This is a genomic window from Mesorhizobium sp. L103C105A0, assembly GCF_000502215.1.
In the GTDB taxonomy this organism is placed as follows: Bacteria; Pseudomonadota; Alphaproteobacteria; order Rhizobiales; family Rhizobiaceae; genus Mesorhizobium.
Window position 1 is genome coordinate 21,332 of the sequence record NZ_AYXF01000014.1, and the last position, 23,661, is coordinate 44,992.

Here is a 23,661-nt window from a genome sequence, read left to right on the forward strand (position 1 = left end):
GGCTCGCGCGTACGTGTCAATTTATGGCAGCCCACCCAGTCACAAGGACGAGGACAAGCGTGACGATCGCTCCAGAGACGTAGACGATCGTTCTGACACTGCCACCCTTGGCGGCATTGCCGCCGCGTAGGTAAACCCCCAGGTGAAGCAGGCGTATCGCCACATGAACCCAGACAATGGTCGCCAACGTGGCCGACCCAACGCCAACCATCATGGCCAGCACCGCCGGGACGACAAAAGGCGCCAGCGCCTCGACCGAGTTCATATGCACGCGGTCGATCCTGTAGAGGAGATTGGCGTCGTCGGCCGGGATCACCGGACCGGAAAGCGCTCCGGCAAATCCCTTGGACGAACCCGAGTAAACCGCCAGCGCGACTGACAAAAGACAGAGGATCAGTACACCGAGGATGCTTAGCCAATAGGGTTCCATAATTGTGCTCCTTCAGGTCACCTTGCTGGCAAAAAGATCTTGGAATCGCCTGAGATACAGCGGCCAGCCTTGATCACCGTCAATCCCAAAGCGCACGCCTTCCCAGCCTTCGCCATGACGTTCGAGATTGCGATGCTCGATCTCGACGCAGGTCCGGCTATTCGTCTCCGCCGTAAACCGGACTTCCCACTCGCTGGTCCTGTCCGGATTGGTCTCGATCTGCCATTGAGGGCTGATATCCCAACTCAGAAGCAGTCGGTTCGGCGGCTCGTAGGCCAGCACCCGTGCCCAGCGGCACTCGCTGCCATCCACACCGCGGTCGTAGACGTGACCGCCAACGCGGGGTTCGAAGATCGTCTCCGCGATCGGCACCGCAAGCAGGTTATGCTCTTTGGGTTTGAAACTGCCGAAGTCCTCGGTGAAGACCTTGAAGGCATGTGCGATCGTAGCCTCGACAAGGATGGAGTGCCTCACGGGCGGTTGATGCGTGCTCATTCCTGCTCCTTCAAGGGCTGTTCGACGACCACTTTGTAGGCCGCCAAGGTCTTGCTCCAGAACCGGTCGAGTTCGGCGCGCAGGCTGGCCAAGCCTTCCGGTTCGACCCGGTAGATGCGTTGCTTGCCTAGCCGTGTGTTGGCCACGAGGCCGGCGTCCTTGAGCACCTTCAGGTGCTGCGAGACCGCCGGCCGGGTGACAGGAAGCGCACGAGCCAATTCCCCGACCGAACAGGGTTGTTCGACCAGCAGTTCGAAGATCGTCCGCCTGGTCGGGTCGCCAAGCGCTGTCCATCTGTTCATGTTAGTCTGCACTAACGCGAATTTAGGCAACCTCGCTATTTCTGTCAACTCGCCACAGGCCCGGCGGCGCCCTGTTCAAATGGGCCACAGCGCAAAAAACAGGGTCGCAGTTGCCGCCACTGCTGTAGATTTTAAGTCAAATTTTACCGAACCGGCGCCATGGCTTTGGCTGCCGGGTGTTCTCTCCGTTTTGTTTCGCGTATGGGGTGATGATGCGTATTGTCTGGACGATTCCGCTGTTTCTCGCCTCGGCGCTGCTCACTGTGTCCACCGCCAATGCGGGCGAGGGTGCCTTCGGCTGGATGTCCGGCGACTGGTACCTGACGCTTGGCGCCACCGGCATGGTCGCGCCGAAATTCGAGGGCTCCAACAGCTATCTGCTCAGCGCATCGCCGATCATCTCGCTGGGCAAGGCCGGCCCGGCCGCACGCTTTAGCTCGCGCAACGACAACATCTCGCTGGCGCTGGTCGACGATGGCGGCGTCCGCGCCGGCCTGACCGGAAAATTCCTGTTTTCCCGCGACAGCAAGGATGAGCTCAAGGGCCTCGACCCGGTGCGCTGGGGCGGTGAGGTCGGCGGCTTCTTCGAAATCTATCCGACGGACTGGCTGCGCGCCCGCGCCGAACTGCGCCATGGCATTCGTGCCCATGATGGCTTTGTCGCCGACATCGCCGCCGATGCTTTCTACGACGTGACGCCGACTGTCAGAATTTCGGGCGGACCACGCGTGTCCTTTGCCTCGTCGGGCTATTTCGACTCTTATTATGGTGTCAACGCCAAGGAGGCTGCGGCCTCGGGCCTGAGCGAATACCATCCTGGCGGCGGCCTGAAATCGACCGGCCTTGGTGGCGCCATCACCTGGAAGGTGACCGATCCGATGACCGCCAGCCTGTTCGGCGAATATGCGCGCCTGACGGGCCCGGCCGCCGATTCCAGCCTGGTCAAGGAGCGCGGCGACCGTAACCAGTTCACGGTCGGCGTCTCGACCACCTATCGCTTCGACTTCGCGATGTAAGTGAATCGAACAAGAGACGCTTTATTCCTGCGGCTTTCTCGGCTAAAAGCCCGGCAATGACGAGCTTTTCGCGCCTTCGCGCGCTGACGATACGAATTACAGGCCCGGTGTTCCGGGCGGCCTGAGCGCCGCCGGAGCCGCCGGGAGTTTTGCGCGCGCCCTCGCGCTTTTTCCAAATCATGATAGTTCACGCCCGAGCTTTTACGCCCGCCGGGCAATGCACATGGCAGACCAATGACCGACACTGTTGAAACGATCGACTATTCCAAGACGCTTTACCTGCCGCAGACGGATTTCCCGATGCGCGCCGGCTTGCCTGAAAAAGAGCCGCTGCTGGTCAAGCGCTGGCAGGATATGGACCTTTACGCCAAGCTGCGCGAGGCGGCCGCCGGCCGCGAAAAATACGTGCTGCATGACGGCCCGCCCTACGCCAACGGCAACATCCATATCGGCCACGCGCTGAACAAGATCCTTAAGGACGTCATCACCCGCTCGTTCCAGATGCGCGGCTATGACTCCAATTACGTGCCCGGCTGGGACTGCCACGGCCTGCCGATCGAATGGAAGATCGAGGAACAGTACCGCGCCAAGGGCAAGAACAAGGACGAGGTGCCGGTCAACGAGTTTCGCAAGGAATGCCGCGACTTCGCCGCGAACTGGATCACGGTGCAGGGTGGCGAGTTCCAGCGGCTCGGCGTCGTCGGCGACTTCAAGAACCCCTATACGACGATGGCTTTCCACTCGGAGTCGCGCATCGCCGGGGAGTTGTTGAAGTTCGCCATGTCGGGCCAGCTCTATCGCGGCTCCAAGCCGGTAATGTGGAGCGTCGTCGAGCGCACCGCACTGGCCGAGGCCGAGATCGAATACCATGATTATGAGAGCGACACGATCTGGGTGAAGTTTCCAGTTGTGTCAGGATTTTGGAGCGTTGAGCACTTTGTATCAGACGCTGCACCGTCCATGCGCGTTCCGGAAAGCGTTGCACTTTTGGACAACGCCCACGTCGTCATCTGGACGACAACCCCGTGGACGATCCCCGGCAACCGTGCCGTCAATTATTCGTCACGGATCGGCTACGGCCTTTATGAAGTTACCGCAGCCGAAAATTCGTTCGGTCCACAGCCCGGTGAAAAGCTGATCTTTGCAGATGCGCTTGCCGAAGACTCCTCGGCCAAGGCCAAGGTCACCTTGAATCGGCTTCGCAGCGTTTCGGTCGAAGAGCTTGGAAGCCTTACACTTTCACATCCCTTCAAAGGTCTCGGCGGCGGCTACGAATTCGCCGTGCCGATGCTGGCCGGCGAGCATGTCACCGACGACGCCGGCACCGGCTTCGTCCACACCGCGCCCGGCCATGGCCGCGAGGACTTTGATGCCTGGATGGATGCGGCATCGGATTTGCGCGCACGTGGCATCGACCCTGCCATCCCCTTCACTGTAGATGATGCCGGCTTCTTCACCAGGGACGCGCCGGGTTTTGGCCCGGATCGCGAAGGCGGGGCGGCGCGCGTCATCGACGACAACGGCAAGAAGGGCAATGCCAACCAGGCGGTCATCGACGAACTGATCAAGCGCAACGCGCTGTTCGCGCGCGGCCGGCTGAAGCACAGCTATCCGCACTCGTGGCGGTCGAAGAAGCCGATCATCTTCCGCAACACGCCGCAATGGTTCGTCTATATGGACAAGGACCTCGGCGACGGCACGACGCTGCGCAGCCGTGCGCTGAAGGCGATCGACGACACACGCTTCGTGCCGGCGGCCGGCCAGAACCGCATCCGCGCCATGATCGAGGAGCGCCCGGATTGGGTCTTGTCGCGCCAGCGCGCCTGGGGCGTGCCGATCGCCGTCTTTGCCGACGAGGACGGCAATGTGCTGAAGGACGAATCCGTCAACCAGCGCATCATGGACGCATTCGAGAAGGAAGGCGCCGACGCCTGGTTCGCTGCCGGCGCCAAGGAGCGTTTCCTCGGCAATCACGATGCCTCTAAATGGAAGCAGGTGATGGACATCCTCGACGTCTGGTTCGATTCGGGCTCGACGCATGTCTTCACGCTGGAAGACCGTCCGGACCTGAAATGGCCGGCCGACGTCTATCTCGAAGGCTCCGACCAGCATCGCGGCTGGTTCCACTCCTCGCTGCTCGAAAGCTGCGGCACCAGGGGCAGGGCACCTTACGACACCGTCGTCACCCATGGCTTCACCATGGATGAGGAGGGGCGCAAGATGTCGAAATCGCTCGGCAACACCGTCGTGCCGCAGGACGTCATCAAGCAGTCCGGCGCCGACATTCTGCGGCTATGGGTGGTGACGACCGACTATTGGGAAGACCAGCGTCTCGGCAAGAACGTGCTGCAGACCAACATCGATGCCTATCGCAAGCTCAGGAACACCATCCGCTGGATGCTGGGCACGCTCGCCCATGACGATGGCGAGGAAGTGCCGCTCGAAAAGATGCCGGAGCTGGAGCGGCTGATGCTGCATCGGCTGGCCGAGCTCGATGAGGTCGTGCGCTCGGGCTACGACGCGTTCGAGTTCAAACGCATCACCCGCACTTTGCTGGACTTTATGGTGGTCGAGCTGTCGGCCTTCTATTTCGACATCAGGAAGGACGCGCTCTATTGCGAGGGGCCCGCCAGCGTGAAGCGCAAGGGCTCGGTGCAAGTGGTGCGCCACCTCTTCGACTGCCTGGTGAAATGGCTGGCCCCGATGCTGCCCTTCACTACGGAAGAAGCCTGGCTCGACCGTCATCCGGATGCTGTCTCGCTGCATCTCGACCAGTTCCCCGAGATTCCGGCCGACTGGAAGAACGAGGCGCTGGCGGAAAAATGGCGCAAGGTGCGGCAGGTTCGCCGTGTCGTCACCGGCGCGCTCGAGATCGCACGCGCTCAGAAGGTCATCGGTGCCTCGCTGGAAGCCGTGCCGGTCGTGACCCTCGACGATGCCGCGCTTGAAGCCGCGATCGCCGATGTCGACATGGCCGAAATGGCGATCACCAGCGATCTCGTCATCGCCCATGGCAAGGCGCCGGAAGGCGCCTTTGCGCTCGACGACGTCAAGGGTGTCGCGGTGGTGGTCGAAAAAGCCGAGGACCGCGGCTTGGTCAAATGCGCGCGTTCGTGGCGCTATACCGCCGATGTCGGGCAGGACGTGGAATTCCCCGACGTGTCTGCCCGCGATGCCGCCGTCCTGCATGAACTCAAGGCTCTGGGACGTTTGTGACTGCTCATAAGCCGGTGCACAAATGCCACGCCGCGTGGGCGAAAACCGCCCGCGCGTTGCTCTTAACGAGTGGTTGAGATAAACACGCGAAACTCCGGAAGACAAATTGTCGCCGGAATTCCGTCGCAAGAGCGTGGACGATGGGGACCGGGCCTTTGGCCGGTGACGATCGAGAGGCTGTCTAGAGTGGGACTTTTTGGCATGATCGACAGAACTTCCGTGCGCGTTGCGCTGCTGGCGCCGCTTGTCGCGTCCGGCCTCGCTCTGTCCGGTTGCATGGGCTCGCCTACCTACGGCACCGACAAGACGGCTGGCGAGCAGCTTGCCGGAGACCTTTCCGGCGCCTTCGCGATCACGCCCAAGCACAAGGAACAGATCGACTACAGGCCGCGTCCGGAGCTGGTAAAGCCGGCGCCGGGGCAGAAGGAAGTGCTGCCGCCGCCGCAGGAAAGCATCGAGACGGCGAGCACCGATTGGCCCGAATCGCCCGAGCAGCGCCGCGCCCGCCTGCGTGCCGACGCCACTGCCCACCAGGACGACCCGTCCTATCAGTCGGGGATCGTCGATGACGTGCAGACCGATCCGGCTTCCGTGAAGAAGGCGCTGGCGGATTCGGGCTCCAGCCACCCGCCGGCCTGGTCGCCGAAGGATTCAGACAAGGGCCGCGCCGCCGAGATCCAGCGCCGCACCGCAGAGCAAAAGCAGGGCGACCCCAACACTCGCAGATATCTGAGCGAGCCGCCTCTGGCCTATCGAGCTGCCTCCGACACGGCGCCGCAGGGCGAACTCGGCGAGGATGAATACAAGAAGGAACGCCGCCTCAAGAAGGAAGCGGCCGCCAAGGGCAAGAGCGGCGGGCTCTTCGACTGGCTGCCCTCCTGGTAGGAACCGTCGCCTTCGGTAGCTGAAGGCTCTACGTTTCGCGTCTTTCCCGAAAGAATTCCCTGAGCAGCAGCGCCGCGTCGGCCTCGGCCATGCCCGGATAGATGTCGGGCGTATGGTGGCAGGTCGGCGAGGCGAAGAAGCGCACGCCGTTGACCACCGCGCCGCCCTTCTCGTCGGCCGCGCCGAAATAGAGCCGGCGCAGCCTGGCGAAGGAAATGGCGCCTGCGCACATGGCGCAGGGTTCCAGCGTCACATAGAGGTCGTGGCCGGTCAGCCGCTCCCTGGAGAGCGTTTGGCAGGCCGCGCGGATGGCCAGCATTTCGGCATGCGCCGTCGGATCGGCAAGTTCGCGGGTGCGGTTACCGGCGGATGCCACCACCGTGTCGCCGCTGGCGATGACGGCGCCAACTGGAACTTCTCCACGCAAGGCGGCGGCTTGCGCCTCTTTCAGCGCCAGCGCCATGAAATCCGGCCGCTTCACGCGGTTTCCATTCCGATTATCTCCTCGCCACTTGGCGGTGATCCTGTTATGGAGCGCGTCAACCCGAATATCGGAACAGATTTTCGGAAATGATCATGCGCCAAATCAAAGTGCTATAGCGTCCTTTGCGCGTCCGAAAGGATGCGCCACGCTGTAGCAGCGCAACAAGGCAAAGGCCACATGGACGACAACGACAAGAAATCTCCGCGCCACAAAGGCCCGGGCAAAAGCGGCCCTGGAGCCGCGGGGCCGCGCCGCGATGGCGCCGCCGGCAAAAGCGGCAAACCCTCCTTCGGGGCCAAGAAACCCTATTCACCGCGAGGCGCCCGGCCCGCAGCGGCTGAGGGCGAGCGGCCCAAGCGCGATTTCAAAAGTGGCGACCGGCCATTCAGCAAAGGTCCGCGTTCCGAAGGCAAGCCCTTCGAAAAGCGCGAGGGACCGCGCAAGCCATATGCACCACGCGGTGACCGGCCGATGGCAGCCGAAGGCGAGCGCAAGCCGTATGAAAAGCGCGAAGGGCCGCGCAAACCCTATGCGCCGCGTGGGGATCGCCCTATGGCGGCCGAGGGTGAACGCAAGCCGTATGAAAAGCGCGAGGGGCCGCGCAAGCCTTATGCACCGCGCGGCGATCGGCCGGTTGCGGCCGATGGCGAGCGGCCAAAGCGCGATTTCAAGGGCGGCGATCGGCCATTCAGCAAGGGGCCGCGTCCCGAAGGCAAGCCTTTCGAAAAGCGTGAAGGGCCGCGCAAGCCCTACGCACCGCGTGGCGATCGGCCTGCTTCCGCCGAGGGCGAAAAGCGTTTTGACCGGCCAAAGCGCGATTTTGGCGATCGCCCGCAGCGCGACGCCGGAGATCGTCCCAAGCGTGACTTCAGCGATCGCCCCAAGCGCGATTTCGGTGGTGACCGGCCGCAAGCATCTGGCGGCGCCTTCAAGCCGCGCCCGCGTCCGGCAGATGCGGAAGAAGCCGGCGAGCGTATCGCCAAGCGGTTGGCCCGCGCCGGCCTGGCGTCGCGCCGCGACGCCGAAGACCTGATCGCGGCGGGCCGTGTCAAGGTCAACAACCGGGCTTTGACCTCGCCGGCCTTCAACGTCATGCCGGGCGACATCATCCATCTCGACGGCATGGAGATCCCGCCGATCGAGCGCACCCGCCTGTTCCTGTTTCACAAGCCGGCCGGCGTCGTTACCACCAACCGCGACCCCGAGGGCCGCAAGACCGTGTTCGACGTGCTGCCGGCCGAATTGCCGCGGCTGATGACCATCGGCCGCCTCGACATCAACACCGAAGGCCTGCTGCTGCTCACCAATGATGGCGGTCTGTCGCGCGTGCTCGAACTGCCTGCCACTGGCTGGCTGCGCCGTTACCGCGTGCGCGTTCATGGCAAGGTCGAGGAAAGCATGCTCGCAGGCCTGCGTGAAGGCATTGCCGTCGACGGCGTCTTCTACGGCGCCATCGAGGCGACGCTCGATCGTGAACAAGGCACCAACGCGTGGCTGACGATCGGCCTGCGCGAAGGCAAGAACCGCGAAGTGAAGAACATCCTTGGATCGCTCGGCCTCGACGTGACGCGGCTGATCCGTATCTCCTACGGACCGTTCCAGCTCGACGATCTCGCCGAAGGCCATGTGCTGGAGATCAAGGGCCGCGTCTTGCGCGACCAGCTCGGCGAGCGACTGGTCGAGGAATCCGGCGCCAATTTCGACGCCGAGATCATCAAGCCGTTTTCCAACCAGCCGGTGCGGCGAGAGCGTGACGTGGAGCCGGAACGGCCGAAAGTCACCCGCGAGGGTGACCATCGGCCGATCGGCGAGGGCGGTCTGATCAAGAACCGCAAGCGCCGCGAAGGCAGCCGCGACGAAGCGCTCGGCAAGCTGTCGACCAGTCCCGAAAGGGGCGCGAGGCCGGAAAAGAGCTTTGGCGAACGCGGCCCGAGACCTGAGCGCAGCGAGTTTTCGGACAAGCCGCGCAGCGAGTTTCGCGAAAAGCCGCGCGGCGATTTTGGCGACAAGCCCCGTGGAGGCTTCGGCGACAAGCCGCGCGGCGCCTTTGGTGACAAACCGCGCGGCGGCAAGAAGCCCGAGCGCGAGCAGCGGCCGATCGATCCGCCGGGCCAGCGCAAGGCTAATGTCTGGATGGCGCCGGGCGCGCGTCCGATCGGCAAGGGCAGGGCGGAAGCCGATGCCGCCAAGGCGGCCGAGGCCAAGGCGCGCAAGGCGTCATTCAAGCCGTCCTATGGCAAGCCGGCCTATGGCAAGCCGGGCGGAGCCAAGCCGTTCGGCAAGCCGGGTGGCGAGCGTCCGGATGGCGGTCGGGGCGGCGAGCGGCCACGCAACGGTCCCAAGGGCCCGAGGACCAGATGATGCCGGGACTTAAATGAGATCCGGCCTTAAATGAGACCCGGGCATAAATGAGAATCGTCGGCGGCCAATTTCGCGGGCGTCCGCTGGCGACGCCGCGCGACCATGCCATCCGCCCGACGACCGACCGCGCCCGCGAGGCCGTCTTCAACGTGCTGGCGCACCGCTTTGCCGACAAGCTCGACGGCGCGCGTGTGCTCGACCTTTTCGCCGGCACCGGCGCTCTCGGCCTCGAAGCGCTGTCGCGCGGCGCTTCCTATGGCGTCTTTATCGAAGAATCGGCCGAAGGACGCGGCCTGATCCGCACCAATGTCGAAGCTTTTGGCCTTACCGGCCGCACCAAGATCTTCCGCCGCGACGCGACCGCCCTGGGTGAGGCCGGTACGCTTGCGGCATTCGGCCTGGTCTTCGCCGATCCGCCCTATGGCAAGGGCCTTGGCGAGCGCGCCCTGCGCTCGGCCAGGGATGGCGGCTGGTTGCTGCCCGGCGCGCTCTGCGTGGTCGAGGAAGCCGCCTCGGCGCCCTTCGAGATTGGGCCGGAATTCTCGGTGGTTGATGAACGAAACTACGGCGAGACGGTGGTCCGGTTCATCGAGCTTGCGTAAGGGTGGAGCGACCGGCGCCTTCAAAATGACGCACAATTCACTTTGCCTCCGCGGCTAACCTTGCCTATCGTCGCGCGATAACAACCGGAGCCATCAATGACATTTCATACTGAATGGCTGCGGAGAGCCTTGCTCGCCACCGCGCTGACCATGGCCGGCCCGGCCCTGGCCGCGGACGATGGCAAGGTGGCCAACTTCCTGCTCGACAATGGCATGGAGGTGGTGGTCATTCCCGATCACCGCGCCCCCATCGTCACCCATATGGTGTGGTACAAGATCGGCAGCGCCGACGAGCCGCCAGGCAAGTCCGGCATAGCGCACTTCTTCGAACACCTGATGTTCAAGGCCACGACCAACCACGCCGCGGGCGAGTTCGACCGCGCCATATCGGCCATCGGCGGCTCCAACAACGCCTTCACCTCCTATGACTACACTGCCTTCCACGAGACGGTGGCGCCCTCGGCACTCGGTGAGATGATGAGCTTCGAGGCCGATCGCATGCGCAACCTCATCTTGACCGACGAGGTCATCAAGACCGAGCGCGACGTGATCCTGGAAGAGCGCCGCGCGCGCATCGACAGCAATCCGCAGGCGGTGCTCGACGAAGAGGTCGACGCGACGCTCTGGCAGAACCAGCCCTACCGCATTCCGGTGATCGGCTGGATGCAGGAGATGGAGCAGTTGAACCGCACCGATGCGGTTGCCTTCTATGACAAATACTACCGCCCCAACAATGCGGTGCTGATCGTGGCCGGCGATGTCGAGCCGGAGGTCGTGAAGGCGCTGGCCGAAAAAACCTATGGCAAGGTCGCGCGCGGTCCCGACCTGCCCCCGCGCATCCGCCCGGTCGAGCCGGAGCAGAACACCAAGCGCACGGTGACGCTCACCGATGGGCGCGTTTCGGTGCCGAGCTTTTCGACGCAATGGGTGGTTCCGTCCTACCACACGGCAAAACCCGGCGAGGCCGAGGCGCTCGACCTGCTGGGAGAGATCCTTGGCGGCGGCAGCCGCAGCAGGCTCTACCAGCAACTCGTGGTCAAGCAAGGCATCGCATCGGCGACCGGCGCCTTCTTCCAGGGTACGATGCTCGACGCCACCAATTTCACCGTCTATGGCGCGCCGCGCGGCGACGCCAAGCTGAGCGACGTCGAGGCGGCCGTCGACGCCGAGATCGCCCGCATCGTCAAGGACGGCGTCACCGCCGATGAGCTGGAGAAGGCCAAGGCCCGCTATATCAGGGCCATGATCTTCGCCCGCGACAAGCAGGACGAGATGGCCAATCTCTACGGCGCCGAGCTCGCCACCGGCGGCAACGTCAGGGATATCGAGGAATGGCCGGAACGCATTCGCAAGGTCACCGCCGATGAGATCAAGGCGGTCGCCGCACGCTATCTGCTGCTCGATCGTACGACGACCGGCTATCTCTTGCCGCAGCAACAGGCGGGGAATTGATGATGACGAGATTGAGCGTTAGCGCTGCCCCTCACCTGCCTGCCGGCATCCTCTCCCCCTATAGTGACGGGGAGAGGGGCGCTGTCATCGTCGATTTCGCCAACCATCAGCGTCGTAAGAAGAGCGCCAGCGTCGCGGCGAGACCCCTTCTCCCCGTCACTATACGGGGAGAAGTGCCCGGCAGCGCGATGAGGGGCGGAGCTGACCTTGGCGATCAATGGCCTGATGGGATTACTCATAGGCGCATCGCGGTTCTCCACGTCTTCGCCACACTGTTCCTCGGCATCTTCTTCCTCATCCTGCCGGCGCTTGCCGCGCACGCGATGGACATTCAGCCGGTGACCTCATCGAAAGGCGTCAACGCCTGGCTGGTCGAGGACCACTCCATTCCGATCGTCGCCATCCGCTTCGTCTTCGATGGCGGCTCGACGCAGGATCCGGCGGGGCGGGAAGGGCTGGTCAATCTGATGACCGGCCTATTCGACGAGGGCGCCGGCGACCTCGACAGCGAGGCCTTCCAGATCAAGCTTGACGATGCCGGCGCCGAAATGGGCTTCGAAGCGGCGCGCGACGGCACCTATGGCGCGATGCGGATGCTGGCCGAGCAGAAGGATGCGGCCTTCGACCTGCTCAGGCTGGCGGTCACCAGCCCGCGCTTCGACCAGGCGCCGATCGACCGTATCCGCGCCCAGATCCTGTCCGGCATCATCGCCAATGAGCGTGACCCCAACACCGTCGCGCAAACCAAATGGCTGCGCGCCATCTATGGCGAACATCCGTATTCCAGGCCCGACCAGGGCACCAAGGACAGCATCGCCACCATCACGGCGGCGGATCTGGCTGCCTTCCACAAGGCCAATTTCGCCCGCAGCGGCCTGCATGTTGCGGTGGTCGGCGACATAGATGCCGCGACGCTGAAACGGAAGCTCGACGAGGTCTTCGGCGATCTGCCGGAAAAGCAGGTGCTGCAACCGGTTGCCGATACCGAGCTGAAGCTCGGCCAGCAGCTCGAGGTCGACTACGACCTGCCGCAGACCTCGCTGCAGTTTGCCTATCCCGGTGTGAAGCGCGATGCGCCGGATTTCTTCCCTGCGGTGCTGATGAACCAGATTCTCGGCGGCGGCACCTTCACCTCGCGCCTCTATGACGAGGTGCGGGAAAAGCGCGGCTTGGCCTACTCCGTCGATTCCAACCTGGTCGACCACCAGCATTCCAATGCGCTGATCATCACCACGGCGACGCGTTCCGACCGCGCCGCCGAGACGCTCGGCATCGTCAAGGAGGTGGTCAAGAAGATGGCGCAGGAGGGGCCGACCGAGGCCGAGCTGGACGCGACCAAGAAATACATGGTCGGCTCCTATGCTATCAGCAATCTGGATTCTTCCAGCGCCATTGCCGCGACCCTGGTGGAATTGCAGCTCGACAATCTCGGCATCGACTACGTGCAGCGCCGCGCGGCGCTCATCAACGGCGTGACGCTCGATCAGGTCAAGGCAGCGGCGAAGAAGCTGCTGACGCCGGCGCCCGCGATCATGAGCATCGGGCCGAAGCTGGAGGCCAAATGACAGGTCCGACTTTCGGTATCGCCTTTGGCGGCGGCGGCGCGCGCGGCCTCGCCCATATCCACATCGTCGAGGCGCTGGACGAGCTCGGCATCAAGCCCGTGGCCATCGCCGGCTCCTCGATCGGCGCCATCATGGGCGCCGGCATGGCCTCGGGCATGAGCGGCAAGGACATCGAGGACTACGCCCGCTCGATCCTCGGCCGCCGCGCCGAGGTGGCGGCGCGCATGTGGCGCTCGCGTCCCGGCACCATCGCCGAGGCGATGCAGGGCGGCATCCGAGTCAGCCAGTTCAACATAGAGCGCATCTTGAAGGCGTTCCTGCCGGAAGCCATCCCGGAAACCTTCGCCGAGCTGAAAATCCCGCTGAAGGTGACGGCGACGGACTATTTCGGTCACAAGCTGGCCGTCTTCGACGAGGGCGACCTGCATTCGGCGCTCGCCGCCTCGGCTGCCATTCCCGCCGTGTTCCGCCCGGTGACGCGCGACGACCGCGTGCTGATCGACGGCGGCATCTACAATCCGGTGCCGTTCGACCTCATCGAAAACGACGCCGACATCATCATCGCCATCGACGTCGTCGGCGCGCCGAGCGAGGCCGAGCGCAAGCACCCGACCACGGTCGACCTGATGTACGGCGCGACGCAATTGATGATGCAGTCGATCATCGCCCACAAGCTGAACCAGCGCCCACCAGACATATTGATCCGCCCGCCAGTGTCGAAATACCGCGTGCTCGATTTCATGAAGATCGACACGCTGATGGCCGAGACGCAGGAGGTCAAGGACGAACTGAAGCGCGAGGTGGAAAGAGTGGTCGAGGCGCGTGCCAAGGGCAAGCGGGGGAAGAAAGTAGGGTGAGCTGCCGATCTCCCCCCTCGAGGGGGAGATGGCCGGCAGGCCAGAGGGGGTCGTCTCGCGTGAAGCTAGACCTCCTACTGTCGATAGGAGGTTGCGTCAGGACGGACCGACCGCCTCTGTCGCCTTCGGCGACATCTCCCCTAAAGGGGAGATTACCCCACCAGCGTCTCACACCCTCCCAGCCGCATATTCCAGCGCCACCACGCCATTGCTGAACTGTACGGTCGAGATCGGCTCCAACGCCACCGGCATATCGGGCGGGAACAGCTTCTTGCCCTCCCCGACGGAGCCAGGGTAGCTCAGCAGCCTGACGCGATCGACCAGACCATGGCGCAGCAATTCCCGCGCGACGCTCAGGCTGCCATGCACATAGATGTTGCCGCCGCTGCCTTGCTTCAGCGCCCGAACCGCTTCCGGCAACACACCCTTCAGCAACTCGGCCGGTTTCCAGTCGAGTGCCTTCGGGCTTGTCGACGCGACATATTTCGGCAGCGCATTGAACCGGTCGGCGAAGTCTCCGGTTTCCTTGGGCCAAGAGCCGGCAAAAATCTCGTAGGTCGTGCGCCCCAGAAGCATGGCCCCGCTGTCGGCAAGCTCGTCCTCCTTGAACCTTTGCATCTCATCGTTCCAGGTCACGCTGGGCAGCTTCTCGACCTCGGCGATGCCATCGATGCTGATGAACTCGGTGATAATAAGGTTTCTCATGGCGCTCTCCTTCTTCTGTCAAAGGACGAACCGTGTGAGCCTTTTGCGACCGCTCTGCGAAAAAAAAGCGCTTTGTTGAGCAGGCGTTGCTGTCGGGCGCTGGCCCATCGCGCTTAAAGGGGGGCGCTTCGGACACCATCGACAAACGCCAGAACGACCACACACGGAGCAACGCAGTAAACCAGTCTCGCTCTGCGGCCCGTCTTCGTCACAGCGTCGCTTGCGTCGAGATCGACGGTGATGTCCTCATAGCCCAGCACTTCGCCATCAAGCGGGTAGGCGGCCTTGTAGACAGCTTCCTTGGCGGCAAAAAGGATGCGACCGGCAAGACACAAGTCGGTTGCGTCGATCCGGTCAGCGGGGACTGCAACCAGCGCGAAGATGTCGTCGGGCAGGGGCAAAGCGGGCTCGATATCGATGCCGAGCGAGGCGACGTGGGAGAGCGGCGCGACGGCCGCCACGGCTATCTCGTCGTCGTGAGCCAGCGACCCCGTTACTCCATGAGGCCATACCGGTGCGCCGGAGGAGCCGCGGAGGATAGCGACGTCGTTCAAGCCCATATCCGCCAGCAGCTCGTGCGCGATCCACCGCGCCGCGCCACTCGCCCGCCGCATCAGCGGCAGGCGTGACGGGATGGAGCGTGCTTCCTGCGGCAGCAAATGGTTCTCATCGCCTTCGCGGATCGTGCGGCATCCGATCCGAACGCCGGCCGGTGCCATGGCGGCCATCGCCGCCAGCAACTGCGCCGACAGGTTGGCACCGGCATCGAGCCGGCGCGTCATGGCTGTTCGCCCCGCAGAGCGAGGTCGGCGATCATTTCCCCGTCCTCGTCGGGCCCTTCTTCGACGAAACCGGCAGCGCGATAGAGGCGGCGTGCCGCTTCATTCCCAGGTTCGTAGCAGATCGAAACGTGGCTGATGTGGCCGAGCCGCATGATTTCATCCAGCACTTCGCGCAAAGCGGCCTTGCCGTAGCCTTGGCCCTGATGGACGCGATCGATCATGAAGCGGTAGATCCGCGCCTCGTCGTCGTCCTGCGGCGCCTCGTACATCAGGAAACCGACGACGCGATCCCCTGCCATGACGACGCGCGGCCGAGCGTCCCCGTCGCTTTCGGCTTCGTCCAGCGACTCCGCATTGCTGGCGACGAAATCCATCTGATCCGCAGCCAGTTCCAGAGCCGCGACCAGGGCCCGGTTGGCCCCGGTCACCGAAACGAGGCGGATGTCTGCGCTCATCAAGCCGTTGCCTTGACGCTATCCTCCGGCACCGGCGTGACGAAGCGATGCAGCTTGGCCGGGTTGCCCCGCCAGATCGAGTTGGGCTCCAGCTCTTCGCCCTTCATCACGAAGGAGTCCGCATCGACCATCGACCCTTCACCCATCACCACGCCGTAGTGGACAAAGGCGGACGGTCCGAGCGTGCAGCCCTTGCCGATACGGATGAAATCGGACTTGAACGCACCTTCTTCCAGCGAATGGGCCTGGATGACGCAGCCTTCGTTGAGCGTGACGTCGTCGCCGATCTCGACCAGCGAACGCTCGGTCAAATTGCTGCCGCCGTCATAGACCCGGCTGCCGACCTTGACGCCGAGCAGGCGCAGGATCATCGGCCGGAACGGCGTGCCGGCGAACAGGCGCACGATCGGCGAATCCGCCAGCTTCCAGTGGCGTTCGTGGCGCCAGAAGGTGACGTCGTAGATCGTCGTCATCTGCGGCTTCAGCCGGCCAAAGCCAAGGCTTGCCCGCTCGACCAGAATGTAGAACGGAATTGTGATCGCCGAGGTCAAAAGCACGGCGGCGAACAGGGCGACCTCCGCCCATTCCGTATAGTAGTTCAGCGCCCGGTCCCAGATCGCCAGCGTGACGAACAGCATGACCCATTGCGTTGCCAGGAACAGAAGAATGGTCACCAGGTTGTGGCGGTTCTTGTGCGGGATGCGCCGGCGCCGGTCGGCCTCGTCGACGCCGGCTATAAGCTCCTTGTCGCGGTTCACCATGCGCGGGATTTCAAACGCAGGCGAACCGAGAAGGCCGACATTCTCGCGCACCGGCCCATCGATGGGGATCATCACCTTGGTGCCGAGCAGCACGTTGTCGCCGGTGCGGCCGTCCGGCGGATAATAGATGTTGTTGCCGAGATAGTTGCGTTCGCCGATGCGCGTCGGCTCGAGCCTGAAGGCCGAGGCGGACTTGTGCATGTTGATCATGAACAGCCCGTCCGAGACCATGGTCTCGGTGCCGATCTCGCACAGAAGCGGGTTTTCGTGCTGCTGGTTGGAGCCGAAATTGGAGCCGGTCTGCACCACTCTGTTGAGGTTCCAGCCGATGGCGCGCATGTAGTGCACGATTGCCGAGCTGTCGCCGGCCAGGAGCCCGAGCACGCGGGAATTGCTGGCGAATTCGGCGACGGTCTGCAGCCAGTAGCGGAAACCGTAAAGCGTGTAGGTGCGGCCCGGCTTCAAGATCAGGCTCGTCAGGCGCGGCACCAGCGTCGCTGCCAGGAAAGCCGCCGCGATATAGCCGAAAAGCGTGACCGTGGTGCCGATTGCGACAAGGCCGATCGTCTCCTGATAGTCGTCGCCGACATATTCCCAGTAGCTGTGGAACAGGAGCGGCAGCGGGGTGACAAGGCCAAACAGGCCGACCAACTGCAGCGCTTCATAGAGGAAGCGCCGGACCTGGTAAGGATTGACATTGCGCACCTTGCAATAGTCCGCCGTGGTCGGCACTGCCGGCGATCCATGCCAGTGCTCGCCGTCCGGGATGCTTTGCCCGCGATGCAGCGAGGACGAATGGCCGAGCTGGGCGCCGTTGCCGATCCTGGTGTCGATATCGAGCGTGGAGCCGACGCCGACGAAGGCATCGCGGCCGATGGTCAGCGGCCCGGTGTGGATATAACCGGACTGGGCCCTGAAGCCGAGGATCATCGATTCCTTGCGCAAGATGGTATTGGCGCCGACCGAGATGAGATCCGTGCAGACGGGCACGGACTTCGATTCGATGACGGCGTTTTTCCCGAGTTTGGTGCCGAGCAGCTGCAGATAGAGGCTGTAGAGCGGGCTGCCGCGGAACAGCACGACGGGTGCGGTGCGGATCAACGTCTTGACCACCCAGAAGCGGAAGTAGCGCACGCCCCAGATCGGAAACGCCTCGGCCTTCCAGCGGCCGATGAGCACCCATTTCGCCAGGACGGCAAAGCCCGACATGCCGAAGAACACGGCGGCCGAGAGCGCCACGCACCGGATATAGAGCTGCAGCGGATCGTCGAGCGCGTCATACATCCAGTTGAGGCCGTCATTGATCGCCCAGAGCGCCACGTAGCTGTAGAGGCCGTAGAACGAAAGCTGCGCCGCGCCGCAGGTCCAGTAGGCGAAATTCGAGGCCCGGCGGGTGAGGACCGGCTCGTTGGTTGCCGTCGTCATCTCCTCCGCTACCCCCAGATGCAGCGCCAGGCGCGCCACTGTGGGATAGAGATAGATGTCGCGCATCGACGTCGTCGCCCATTCCTTCCTGGTGCGCACTCGCGCGCAGAAATGCGCCATCAGCAAGGAGTTGGCGCCGAGATCGTCGAAGAAGTGATCCTCGACCGACACCGCGTCGAATTTCAGCACCGTGGCCAGCGCTTCCGCCAGGAATCGCTCGTCCTCATTGCCGGGCGGCACCATCGTGCGATCGGCCGAAAGCCGGACGCTCGTCGGCTTCGGCAGTTGGCGCAGGTCTACCTTGTTGGAGACGGTCATCGGGATGGCGGGCAGCTCCTCCAGATAGGCGGGCACCATATAGTCCGGCAGCCGCCGCTTCATCGTGTGGGCGAGATCCGCACGGGAAACCGCCGCTACGCCGGTTTTAAGCGCGTAATGGGCAACCAGTTCGACGCGGCCGGGCTCGATCTCCCAGGTGGTGACGGCGGCCTGCGCGATCTCGGGCTGGTCGAGCAGCACCGCTTCGATCTCGCCTAGCTCGATGCGATATCCGCGAATCTTTACCTGCGTGTCGATGCGCCCGGCATACTCGATCTCGCCGCTATCGTTGATCCGGCCAAGATCGCCGGTGCGGTAGATGCGCTGCGACGGGTTGTTCGGCAGGCCGACGAAATCGGCGATGAATTTCTGGTCGGTCAGGTCCGGCCGGTTCAGATAACCGACGGCGAGCCCGATACCGGCAATGCCGATCTCGCCCAGTTCACCGGGCTCGGCAAGTTGCGGCAGCGAAGCGTCGAGAATGACGATTGAGTAAGTCGGCAACGGCGCGCCGATTGTGACGGGACGGTCCGGCGTCAGCGCCCCCATCGTTGCGGTGACGGTCGCCTCGGTCGGCCCGTAGGTGTTGAGGATCTGCCGGCCCGGCTTCGACCAGCGCACCACCAGATTGTGCGGGCAGGCCTCGCCGCCCACCAAAAGCGTGCGCAGGCTGGGAACGTCCGATGTCATCGATGACAACAATGTCGGGCTGCAGGCCATGCAGGTGATGTCATGAAGGCGCAGGAAATCCGCCAGTTCCTCGCCCACCAGCGGCATCTGGCCAGGTGCCGGCACCACCGTCGCGCCGGCGACGAACGGCACCCAGATCTCTTCGGAGGAAAAGTCGAAGGCAATGGTCATGCCCTGATACACCCGGTCGCCCGGCCGGTAGCCGTAGGAGGCGGCCGCGACGTGTATGAAATTGACGAAGCTCTGGTGCGTGATGACCACGCCCTTGGGCTTGCCAGTGGTGCCCGAGGTATAGAGGATGTAGCAAATGTCGTCGGCCGCCTGCGGCTTCAGCGGCGCGGGCGACTGCGCGGAAATCTCGGCGGCGGCGCTGTCGATCAGCACATGCGGAACGGGCAGTTGACCGGCGCGCGACGCATAGGCGGCGATGGTGATGATCATGCTGACGGCGGCGTCTTCGATGATCAGCGCCATCCGCTCCTGCGGAAACGCGGTGGCCAGCGGCACGAAGGCAGCCCCCGCCTTCATCACCGCCAGCAACGCCACATAGGTCTCCGCCGAGCGGTCGAGGATGAGCCCGACCCGGTGGCCCGGCCGCACGCCGTGCTTGATCAGCATGCGGGCGAACTGGTTGGCGCGGCTGTTCAGCTCCTGATAGGTCCACACGCGCCCTTCGGAGATCACCGCCGGCAGTGCGGCAAACGTTACGGCGAGCTGCTCGAACACCGTATCGAGCCGCTCACCCGGCTGCCGGGCAAAGTCGGCGCCCGTCAGGACCTGGCCGTTCCTTGTCGGGCCGCGAGCGATCCGTGCCAGCGCATCGATGCCTGGCAGGCCGCCGATCGGTGTTGCCGCGTCGCTGTCCAGTTCGGCGATATCGTAGTCCATGTCCATACTTTCTCGTCCTCGCCGGGCATTGCCCGGCTGTTCATGCCGCCGCTGGAGCAGGCACTGCGCCGCCGCTGCGATTTTGTTGGTGGAGGGCTTCCAAAAAGGAAGAACCCGGAATCCGGGAAGCTTATGCCACCCGATCTTTTCGCCGGTTTTTCCGAACTGTTGAATTTTGTTTCTGGAGTGTGTCTGGGCGGGGATTTGCCGGGCCTCGTTGACCCTTGCGGGGCAGGGGTTCAGCGTCAGTGGCGACCCGGAAAGAGACTATGAGCGAACCTCATGCGGACGGCGCCGGCGAGCTGTCTATAATGGAGCGCTACGGCGACCCAGCAGCAGAGCGATGCCCAACGCCGGAAGCGTTGCCGCGGCGACGGCGAAGAAGACGAATTGCAGCCCCGTCGACGCGGCGACCAGGCCGAGCGCCGGACTGCCGAAGCCGAGCGCCACGTCGAGGAAGACGGTGTAGAGTCCCATGGCCAGGCCGCGGCTGCGCGACGGAAGACGGCTTACGGCCTCGGCGCCGAGACCGGGATAGACCAGCGAGTAGCCGAGGCCAGTCAGGCCCGCTCCGATCGCGGCGACAACAGGCCCGGTCGCAAGCCAGACCAGCATCAGCCCTGCCGCCTCGACCACAACGAAGATCACAGCGACGCGTGCGCCCCCAAGCCTGTCGGGCAGGTGGCCGAAGCACAGCCTTGCCACGATCAGCGACGCAGCATAGGCCGTGAAAGGAAGCCAGACCGGCTGCCAGCCCCGCTCGGCGAAGAGCAGGGCGCCGAAGCCCAGAATAGCACCATAGCCGAGGCTGCTGAAAGCAGCTCCGACGCCAGGAAGCCAGACCGCTTTCGCCACGCTCCTCCATGATTGCGGCGCGCTGCTCGCGACAGCGCTGGTGCCGCGCATCGGCAGGATGGCAAGCAGCGTCGCCAGCGGCAGGATGATCGTCGCGAGTGCGATCGCGGTGAAACCGCTCGCTGCATAAAGCGCAGATCCGGCCGGCGCCCCTAGCGCGAGCGCCGCAAACATCGCCGTGCCCACCCAGGCTATGACTTTTCCGGAGTTCTGTCCGCCCGCAACGGAGAGGCCCCAGGCGACGCCGCCGGTTATGATGAAGCTCTCGGACGCGCCCAGTACCGCCCGTCCGGCGAACAGCGCCGATGCGGACGCTACCGGCCGGTCGAGCAATGCCAGCGAGCCGAGGTAAAATAACCCGGCAAGGGCAGCGGCAATGAGGCCGACGACGACGGCGCGCTTGCCGCCGCGTCCATCGGCATAGTTTCCAGCCCCGATGCGCGACAGCATCGAGGCGACGAACTGGCTGCCCGTCACCAGCCCGACTGCGAAGGGGCCGAAGCCGAGCTGCTGGTGAAGATGCAGCGGCAGGACGGGTAGCGCCAGTCCGATCAGCAGGAAGCCGGCGAAGACAGCCGCCATGATTGGCACCAGTTCCGCGATGACGCCATTTCGGTCTGACATCCGCGCCATTTTGGCCTTCGGTAACCCAACTGTTCGGATCAGTAGCGTTCGTAGGTTACGCGCCAGCCTTCGGCCGGGTTGTCCGGCGTGAGGACCAGTTCGTTGTCCGAGACCTCGAATTTGCGTTTCATGCTCTTCCCGACAAGGTTGCGGACCAGGGAGGACTCGATGGTGATGACGAAGGTCTTGTCCTGGTCGTTGATGGCGACCGGCCCGTAATAGGCTTCGTAGCCATTCGCCGTGTAAGGCGTGTCCGGCGCCTTGGGGTCGGGGTTCTGCGCCTGCACCGAGAGGGTGCCGGCCTCGGTGAAGATGACCTGGCCGGAATAGGGCACGGGCTTCAGGTTTCCCTCTGCCCCGGCCTCGAGCGAAATCATCCGCCATGCGCCGATGATCGCGGACTCTTGCGAGAAAGCCGGCGTGGCGACCGAAAGCGCAAGAGCAAGGGCGGCAATCTTCAATCTCATCGTCATATGTCGTTGTTCCTTTTCTGAGTTGTGGGAGCGCACAGACCGTCCGCCCGATCTTGCTCACACCGAAAGCATGACCTTGATGGCGCGACGCTCGTCCATGGCGCGATAGCCTTCAGCGACCTCGGCCAACGGCAGCTTGAGGTCGAAGACCTTGCCGGGCTTGATCCGACCTTGCAGCACACGGTCCATCAGGTCGGGCAGGAAGCGGCGCACCGGCGCCGGGCCGCCCAGCATGCGTTTCTGGCCGAAGAATAGTTTTTGGCCGTCGAAGTTCACGCCATGCGGCACGCCGACATAGCCGATGGTGCCGCCGGGGCGGGAGCAGGCCAGCGCCTGGTCGAAGGATTCTCCCGTGCCGACGCATTCCAGCACGGAGTCCGCGCCGACGCCCTTGGTGAGTTCCTTGATGCGGGCCACGCCTTCCTCGCCGCGCTCGGCGACGATGTCGGTGGCGCCGAACTCGCGGGCGAGCTTTTGGCGGCTGGCGTGCCGGCTCATGGCGATGATGCGCTCGGCGCCCATCTCCTTGGCCGCAAGCACGCCCATCAGGCCGACCGCACCGTCGCCGACCACCACCACCGTCGATCCTTCGCGGACCTCGGCTGCGTCGGCCGCATACCAGCCGGTGCCGAGCACATCGGACACAGCCAGCAGGTCTGGGATGAGGTCGGCCGGCGGGACCTCGGTGGTGGCGACCAGTGTGCCATCGGCCAGGGGTACGCGAGCGTAAGGCGCCTGCGCGCCCGACATGAACTCGCGCTGCACGCAAGACGACTGGAAGCCGAAGCGGCAATGCGGGCAGGTATTGTCGGAGAGGCAGAATGACCCCACGACGAACTGGCCGGGGCGGACCGTGCGCACCTCTGCGCCGACCTCGACGACGATGCCGCAATATTCGTGGCCCATATGCATCGGCCCGGCGACCGGCTGCAGCCCGCGATAGGGCCACAGGTCCGAGCCGCAGATGCAGCTTGCCGACAGCTTGATGATGGCGTCCGTCGGCCGCATGATTTTCGGATCGGCGATTTCCTCGCAGCGTATGTCGCCCGGTTTGTGAAGAACGGTTGCAAGCATGTTGGTTCCTTCCGAGGGGAGAAGATCAGCCGCCGTAGTCGGCGTCGCTGACATGTTCCAGCCAGTCCACGACCTTGCCGTCCTTGACCTCCTGGAGGGCGATGTGGGTCATGGCGGTCCGAGGCGACGCGCCGTGCCAGTGCTTTTCGCCGGGAGCGAACCAGACGACATCGCCCGGATGGATTTCCTCGACCGGGCCACCTTCGCGCTGCACGCGACCGAGGCCGGAGACGACGATCAGCGTCTGGCCGAGCGGATGCGTGTGCCAGGCGGTGCGGGCGCCGGGCTCGAAGGTCACCTGTGCGCCTTGAACCCGCTCGGCGTCGAAGGGATTGAAGAGCGGATCGATCCGCACCGTTCCGGTGAACCAGTCAGGCGGTCCCTTGCCGGAAGGCCTGGTGCCGGCGCGAAGAATGTCCATGGTGATCTCCTTTGCGTCCTCAAATGCGTTCGATGCGAAGCGGGAATTTGCCGCGAATGTGCAGGGCCTGCTCGCCCTCGTCGAAGCGGCCAAGCCTGATCAGCCCCGGATGGCGGTAGTCGGCGTAGAACATGGCCAGGTTGCCCCACGGCATGAAATAGCACAGGTCATAGGGCTGCTCGTCGGCGAACGGACCGCTTCCCTCCTCGGTCAGCTTGCGCGGCAGATAGGCGATCTTCTCGTTATGGGCGTAGTCCTCGATTTCGAGGTCGAGCGGCAGCATGGAGAAGAAGTCGTGCGCCGACGGATTGTCGTAGAGCGTGGCGGTCATGGTGCGGCCGTTGAAAACCATCCTGATCTTCATGTCGGTGGGCTCCTGGCTGACGGGAGATTGGCCTTCCTGGCCGGCGGCTGTGCGAGGCAGGGCCGCCGCCGCGAGCGCGGCGCCGAGCAATGTCCGGCGGCTGAGCGGCGCATGTTCGTTCGTCACGGCAAAGACCTCCGGGCCATATGCGCTGCGGCAAG

The 23,661-nt window shown here is 64.1% G+C and carries 21 protein-coding genes; 8 read left to right on the forward strand and 13 right to left on the reverse strand.

Annotated features, from left to right (window positions below):
- Positions 1-16: 16 nt before the first annotated feature.
- The 3 genes from X727_RS138995 to X727_RS138985 are packed head-to-tail and all read right to left on the reverse strand — an operon-like array spanning position 17 to position 1,227.
- Entirely contained in the window at positions 17-430 is a 414-nt protein-coding gene (locus X727_RS138995; protein WP_023671536.1) for an MAPEG family protein, read from the reverse strand.
- Between the two features lie 12 nt (positions 431-442).
- The gene (locus X727_RS138990) at positions 443-925 is read right to left on the reverse strand and encodes an SRPBCC family protein (protein ID WP_023694759.1); all 483 of its coding nucleotides are present in this window, start codon (positions 923-925) and stop codon (positions 443-445) included.
- Complete coding sequence (locus X727_RS138985) at positions 922-1,227, reverse strand: metalloregulator ArsR/SmtB family transcription factor (protein WP_023689559.1); 306 nt, start codon at positions 1,225-1,227, stop codon at positions 922-924. Before X727_RS138985 ends, X727_RS138990 begins: the two co-directional genes overlap by 4 nt.
- Positions 1,228-1,439: 212 nt before the next feature.
- On the opposite strand from X727_RS138985, the gene X727_RS138980 reads away from it, so the two are divergent.
- The 3 genes from X727_RS138980 (at position 1,440) to X727_RS138970 (ending at position 6,344) form a co-directional block, all read left to right on the forward strand.
- Entirely contained in the window at positions 1,440-2,243 is an 804-nt protein-coding gene (locus X727_RS138980; RefSeq protein ID WP_023734252.1) for a MipA/OmpV family protein, read from the forward strand.
- A 234-nt stretch (positions 2,244-2,477) separates the two neighbouring features.
- A complete protein-coding gene (gene ileS / locus X727_RS138975; RefSeq protein WP_023712763.1) occupies positions 2,478-5,459 on the forward strand; it encodes an isoleucine--tRNA ligase in 2,982 nt (993 codons plus the stop codon).
- A gap of 201 nt (positions 5,460-5,660) precedes the next feature.
- Positions 5,661-6,344, forward strand: coding sequence for a hypothetical protein (locus X727_RS138970; protein ID WP_023682973.1), 684 nt, complete (start codon positions 5,661-5,663; stop codon positions 6,342-6,344).
- Positions 6,345-6,372: 28 nt separating this feature from the next.
- Here the strand turns inward: X727_RS138970 and X727_RS138965 are convergent, their stop codons facing one another.
- The gene (locus X727_RS138965) at positions 6,373-6,825 is read right to left on the reverse strand and encodes a nucleoside deaminase (protein ID WP_023724815.1); all 453 of its coding nucleotides are present in this window, start codon (positions 6,823-6,825) and stop codon (positions 6,373-6,375) included.
- Between the two features lie 180 nt (positions 6,826-7,005).
- Between X727_RS138965 and X727_RS138960 the strand changes: the two genes are divergently transcribed.
- The 5 genes from X727_RS138960 (at position 7,006) to X727_RS138940 (ending at position 13,665) form a co-directional block, all read left to right on the forward strand.
- On the forward strand, positions 7,006-9,189 hold the full coding sequence (locus X727_RS138960) for a pseudouridine synthase (protein ID WP_023835104.1): 2,184 nt from the start codon (positions 7,006-7,008) through the stop codon (positions 9,187-9,189).
- 47 nt (positions 9,190-9,236) lie between these two features.
- The gene (gene rsmD, locus X727_RS138955; protein WP_023671544.1) at positions 9,237-9,791 is read left to right on the forward strand and encodes a 16S rRNA (guanine(966)-N(2))-methyltransferase RsmD; all 555 of its coding nucleotides are present in this window, start codon (positions 9,237-9,239) and stop codon (positions 9,789-9,791) included.
- Between the two features lie 96 nt (positions 9,792-9,887).
- Positions 9,888-11,243 (forward strand): pitrilysin family protein, encoded by a 1,356-nt coding sequence (locus X727_RS138950; protein WP_023824515.1) that lies wholly within the window; start codon positions 9,888-9,890, stop codon positions 11,241-11,243.
- Positions 11,244-11,431: 188 nt separating this feature from the next.
- Complete coding sequence (locus X727_RS138945) at positions 11,432-12,808, forward strand: pitrilysin family protein (RefSeq protein ID WP_023821174.1); 1,377 nt, start codon at positions 11,432-11,434, stop codon at positions 12,806-12,808.
- A complete protein-coding gene (locus X727_RS138940; RefSeq protein WP_023712767.1) occupies positions 12,805-13,665 on the forward strand; it encodes a patatin-like phospholipase family protein in 861 nt (286 codons plus the stop codon). Before X727_RS138945 ends, X727_RS138940 begins: the two co-directional genes overlap by 4 nt.
- A 168-nt stretch (positions 13,666-13,833) precedes the next feature.
- Here the strand turns inward: X727_RS138940 and X727_RS138935 are convergent, their stop codons facing one another.
- The 9 genes from X727_RS138935 to X727_RS1000000169185 form a co-directional block, all read right to left on the reverse strand.
- Positions 13,834-14,370, reverse strand: a complete 537-nt coding sequence (locus X727_RS138935) for a dihydrofolate reductase family protein (protein ID WP_023697685.1) — start codon at positions 14,368-14,370, stop codon at positions 13,834-13,836.
- 113 nt (positions 14,371-14,483) lie between these two features.
- Positions 14,484-15,152 (reverse strand): 4'-phosphopantetheinyl transferase superfamily protein, encoded by a 669-nt coding sequence (locus X727_RS138930; protein WP_023835105.1) that lies wholly within the window; start codon positions 15,150-15,152, stop codon positions 14,484-14,486.
- Positions 15,149-15,607 carry a GNAT family N-acetyltransferase gene (locus X727_RS138925; protein ID WP_023697683.1) on the reverse strand — a complete coding sequence of 153 codons (459 nt, stop codon included), beginning with the start codon at positions 15,605-15,607 and terminating at the stop codon, positions 15,149-15,151. Before X727_RS138925 ends, X727_RS138930 begins: the two co-directional genes overlap by 4 nt.
- A complete protein-coding gene (locus X727_RS138920; protein ID WP_023835106.1) occupies positions 15,607-19,695 on the reverse strand; it encodes a Pls/PosA family non-ribosomal peptide synthetase in 4,089 nt (1,362 codons plus the stop codon). Before X727_RS138920 ends, X727_RS138925 begins: the two co-directional genes overlap by 1 nt.
- 300 nt (positions 19,696-19,995) lie before the next feature.
- Positions 19,996-21,177, reverse strand: coding sequence for an arabinose transporter (locus tag X727_RS138915; RefSeq protein ID WP_050591325.1), 1,182 nt, complete (start codon positions 21,175-21,177; stop codon positions 19,996-19,998).
- A 29-nt stretch (positions 21,178-21,206) separates the two neighbouring features.
- Positions 21,207-21,641, reverse strand: a complete 435-nt coding sequence (locus X727_RS138910; RefSeq protein ID WP_023835108.1) for a lipocalin-like domain-containing protein — start codon at positions 21,639-21,641, stop codon at positions 21,207-21,209.
- Positions 21,642-21,698: 57 nt separating this feature from the next.
- Complete coding sequence (locus X727_RS138905) at positions 21,699-22,715, reverse strand: zinc-dependent alcohol dehydrogenase family protein (RefSeq protein ID WP_023835109.1); 1,017 nt, start codon at positions 22,713-22,715, stop codon at positions 21,699-21,701.
- Positions 22,716-22,740: 25 nt separating this feature from the next.
- Positions 22,741-23,136 carry a cupin domain-containing protein gene (locus tag X727_RS138900; protein ID WP_023682960.1) on the reverse strand — a complete coding sequence of 132 codons (396 nt, stop codon included), beginning with the start codon at positions 23,134-23,136 and terminating at the stop codon, positions 22,741-22,743.
- Positions 23,137-23,155: 19 nt separating this feature from the next.
- Entirely contained in the window at positions 23,156-23,626 is a 471-nt protein-coding gene (locus X727_RS1000000169185; protein WP_023734245.1) for a cyclophilin-like fold protein, read from the reverse strand.
- Positions 23,627-23,661 lie beyond the last annotated feature (35 nt).

Excerpts from the sequence above, each read along its gene's own strand:
- X727_RS138995 (WP_023671536.1), bottom strand. The coding sequence starts at position 430 with ATGGAACCCTATTGGCTAAGCATCCTCGGTGTACTGATCCTCTGTCTT.
- X727_RS138990 (WP_023694759.1), bottom strand. The coding sequence starts at position 925 with ATGAGCACGCATCAACCGCCCGTGAGGCACTCCATCCTTGTCGAGGCT.
- X727_RS138985 (WP_023689559.1), bottom strand. The coding sequence starts at position 1,227 with ATGAACAGATGGACAGCGCTTGGCGACCCGACCAGGCGGACGATCTTC.
- X727_RS138980 (WP_023734252.1), top strand. The coding sequence starts at position 1,440 with ATGCGTATTGTCTGGACGATTCCGCTGTTTCTCGCCTCGGCGCTGCTC.
- ileS (WP_023712763.1), top strand. The coding sequence starts at position 2,478 with ATGACCGACACTGTTGAAACGATCGACTATTCCAAGACGCTTTACCTG.
- X727_RS138970 (WP_023682973.1), top strand. The coding sequence starts at position 5,661 with ATGATCGACAGAACTTCCGTGCGCGTTGCGCTGCTGGCGCCGCTTGTC.
- X727_RS138960 (WP_023835104.1), top strand. The coding sequence starts at position 7,006 with ATGGACGACAACGACAAGAAATCTCCGCGCCACAAAGGCCCGGGCAAA.
- rsmD (WP_023671544.1), top strand. The coding sequence starts at position 9,237 with ATGAGAATCGTCGGCGGCCAATTTCGCGGGCGTCCGCTGGCGACGCCG.
- X727_RS138950 (WP_023824515.1), top strand. The coding sequence starts at position 9,888 with ATGACATTTCATACTGAATGGCTGCGGAGAGCCTTGCTCGCCACCGCG.
- X727_RS138945 (WP_023821174.1), top strand. The coding sequence starts at position 11,432 with ATGAGGGGCGGAGCTGACCTTGGCGATCAATGGCCTGATGGGATTACT.
- X727_RS138940 (WP_023712767.1), top strand. The coding sequence starts at position 12,805 with ATGACAGGTCCGACTTTCGGTATCGCCTTTGGCGGCGGCGGCGCGCGC.
- X727_RS138935 (WP_023697685.1), bottom strand. The coding sequence starts at position 14,370 with ATGAGAAACCTTATTATCACCGAGTTCATCAGCATCGATGGCATCGCC.
- X727_RS138930 (WP_023835105.1), bottom strand. The coding sequence starts at position 15,152 with ATGACGCGCCGGCTCGATGCCGGTGCCAACCTGTCGGCGCAGTTGCTG.
- X727_RS138925 (WP_023697683.1), bottom strand. The coding sequence starts at position 15,607 with ATGAGCGCAGACATCCGCCTCGTTTCGGTGACCGGGGCCAACCGGGCC.
- X727_RS138920 (WP_023835106.1), bottom strand. The coding sequence starts at position 19,695 with ATGGACATGGACTACGATATCGCCGAACTGGACAGCGACGCGGCAACA.
- X727_RS138915 (WP_050591325.1), bottom strand. The coding sequence starts at position 21,177 with ATGGCGCGGATGTCAGACCGAAATGGCGTCATCGCGGAACTGGTGCCA.
- X727_RS138910 (WP_023835108.1), bottom strand. The coding sequence starts at position 21,641 with ATGACGATGAGATTGAAGATTGCCGCCCTTGCTCTTGCGCTTTCGGTC.
- X727_RS138905 (WP_023835109.1), bottom strand. The coding sequence starts at position 22,715 with ATGCTTGCAACCGTTCTTCACAAACCGGGCGACATACGCTGCGAGGAA.
- X727_RS138900 (WP_023682960.1), bottom strand. The coding sequence starts at position 23,136 with ATGGACATTCTTCGCGCCGGCACCAGGCCTTCCGGCAAGGGACCGCCT.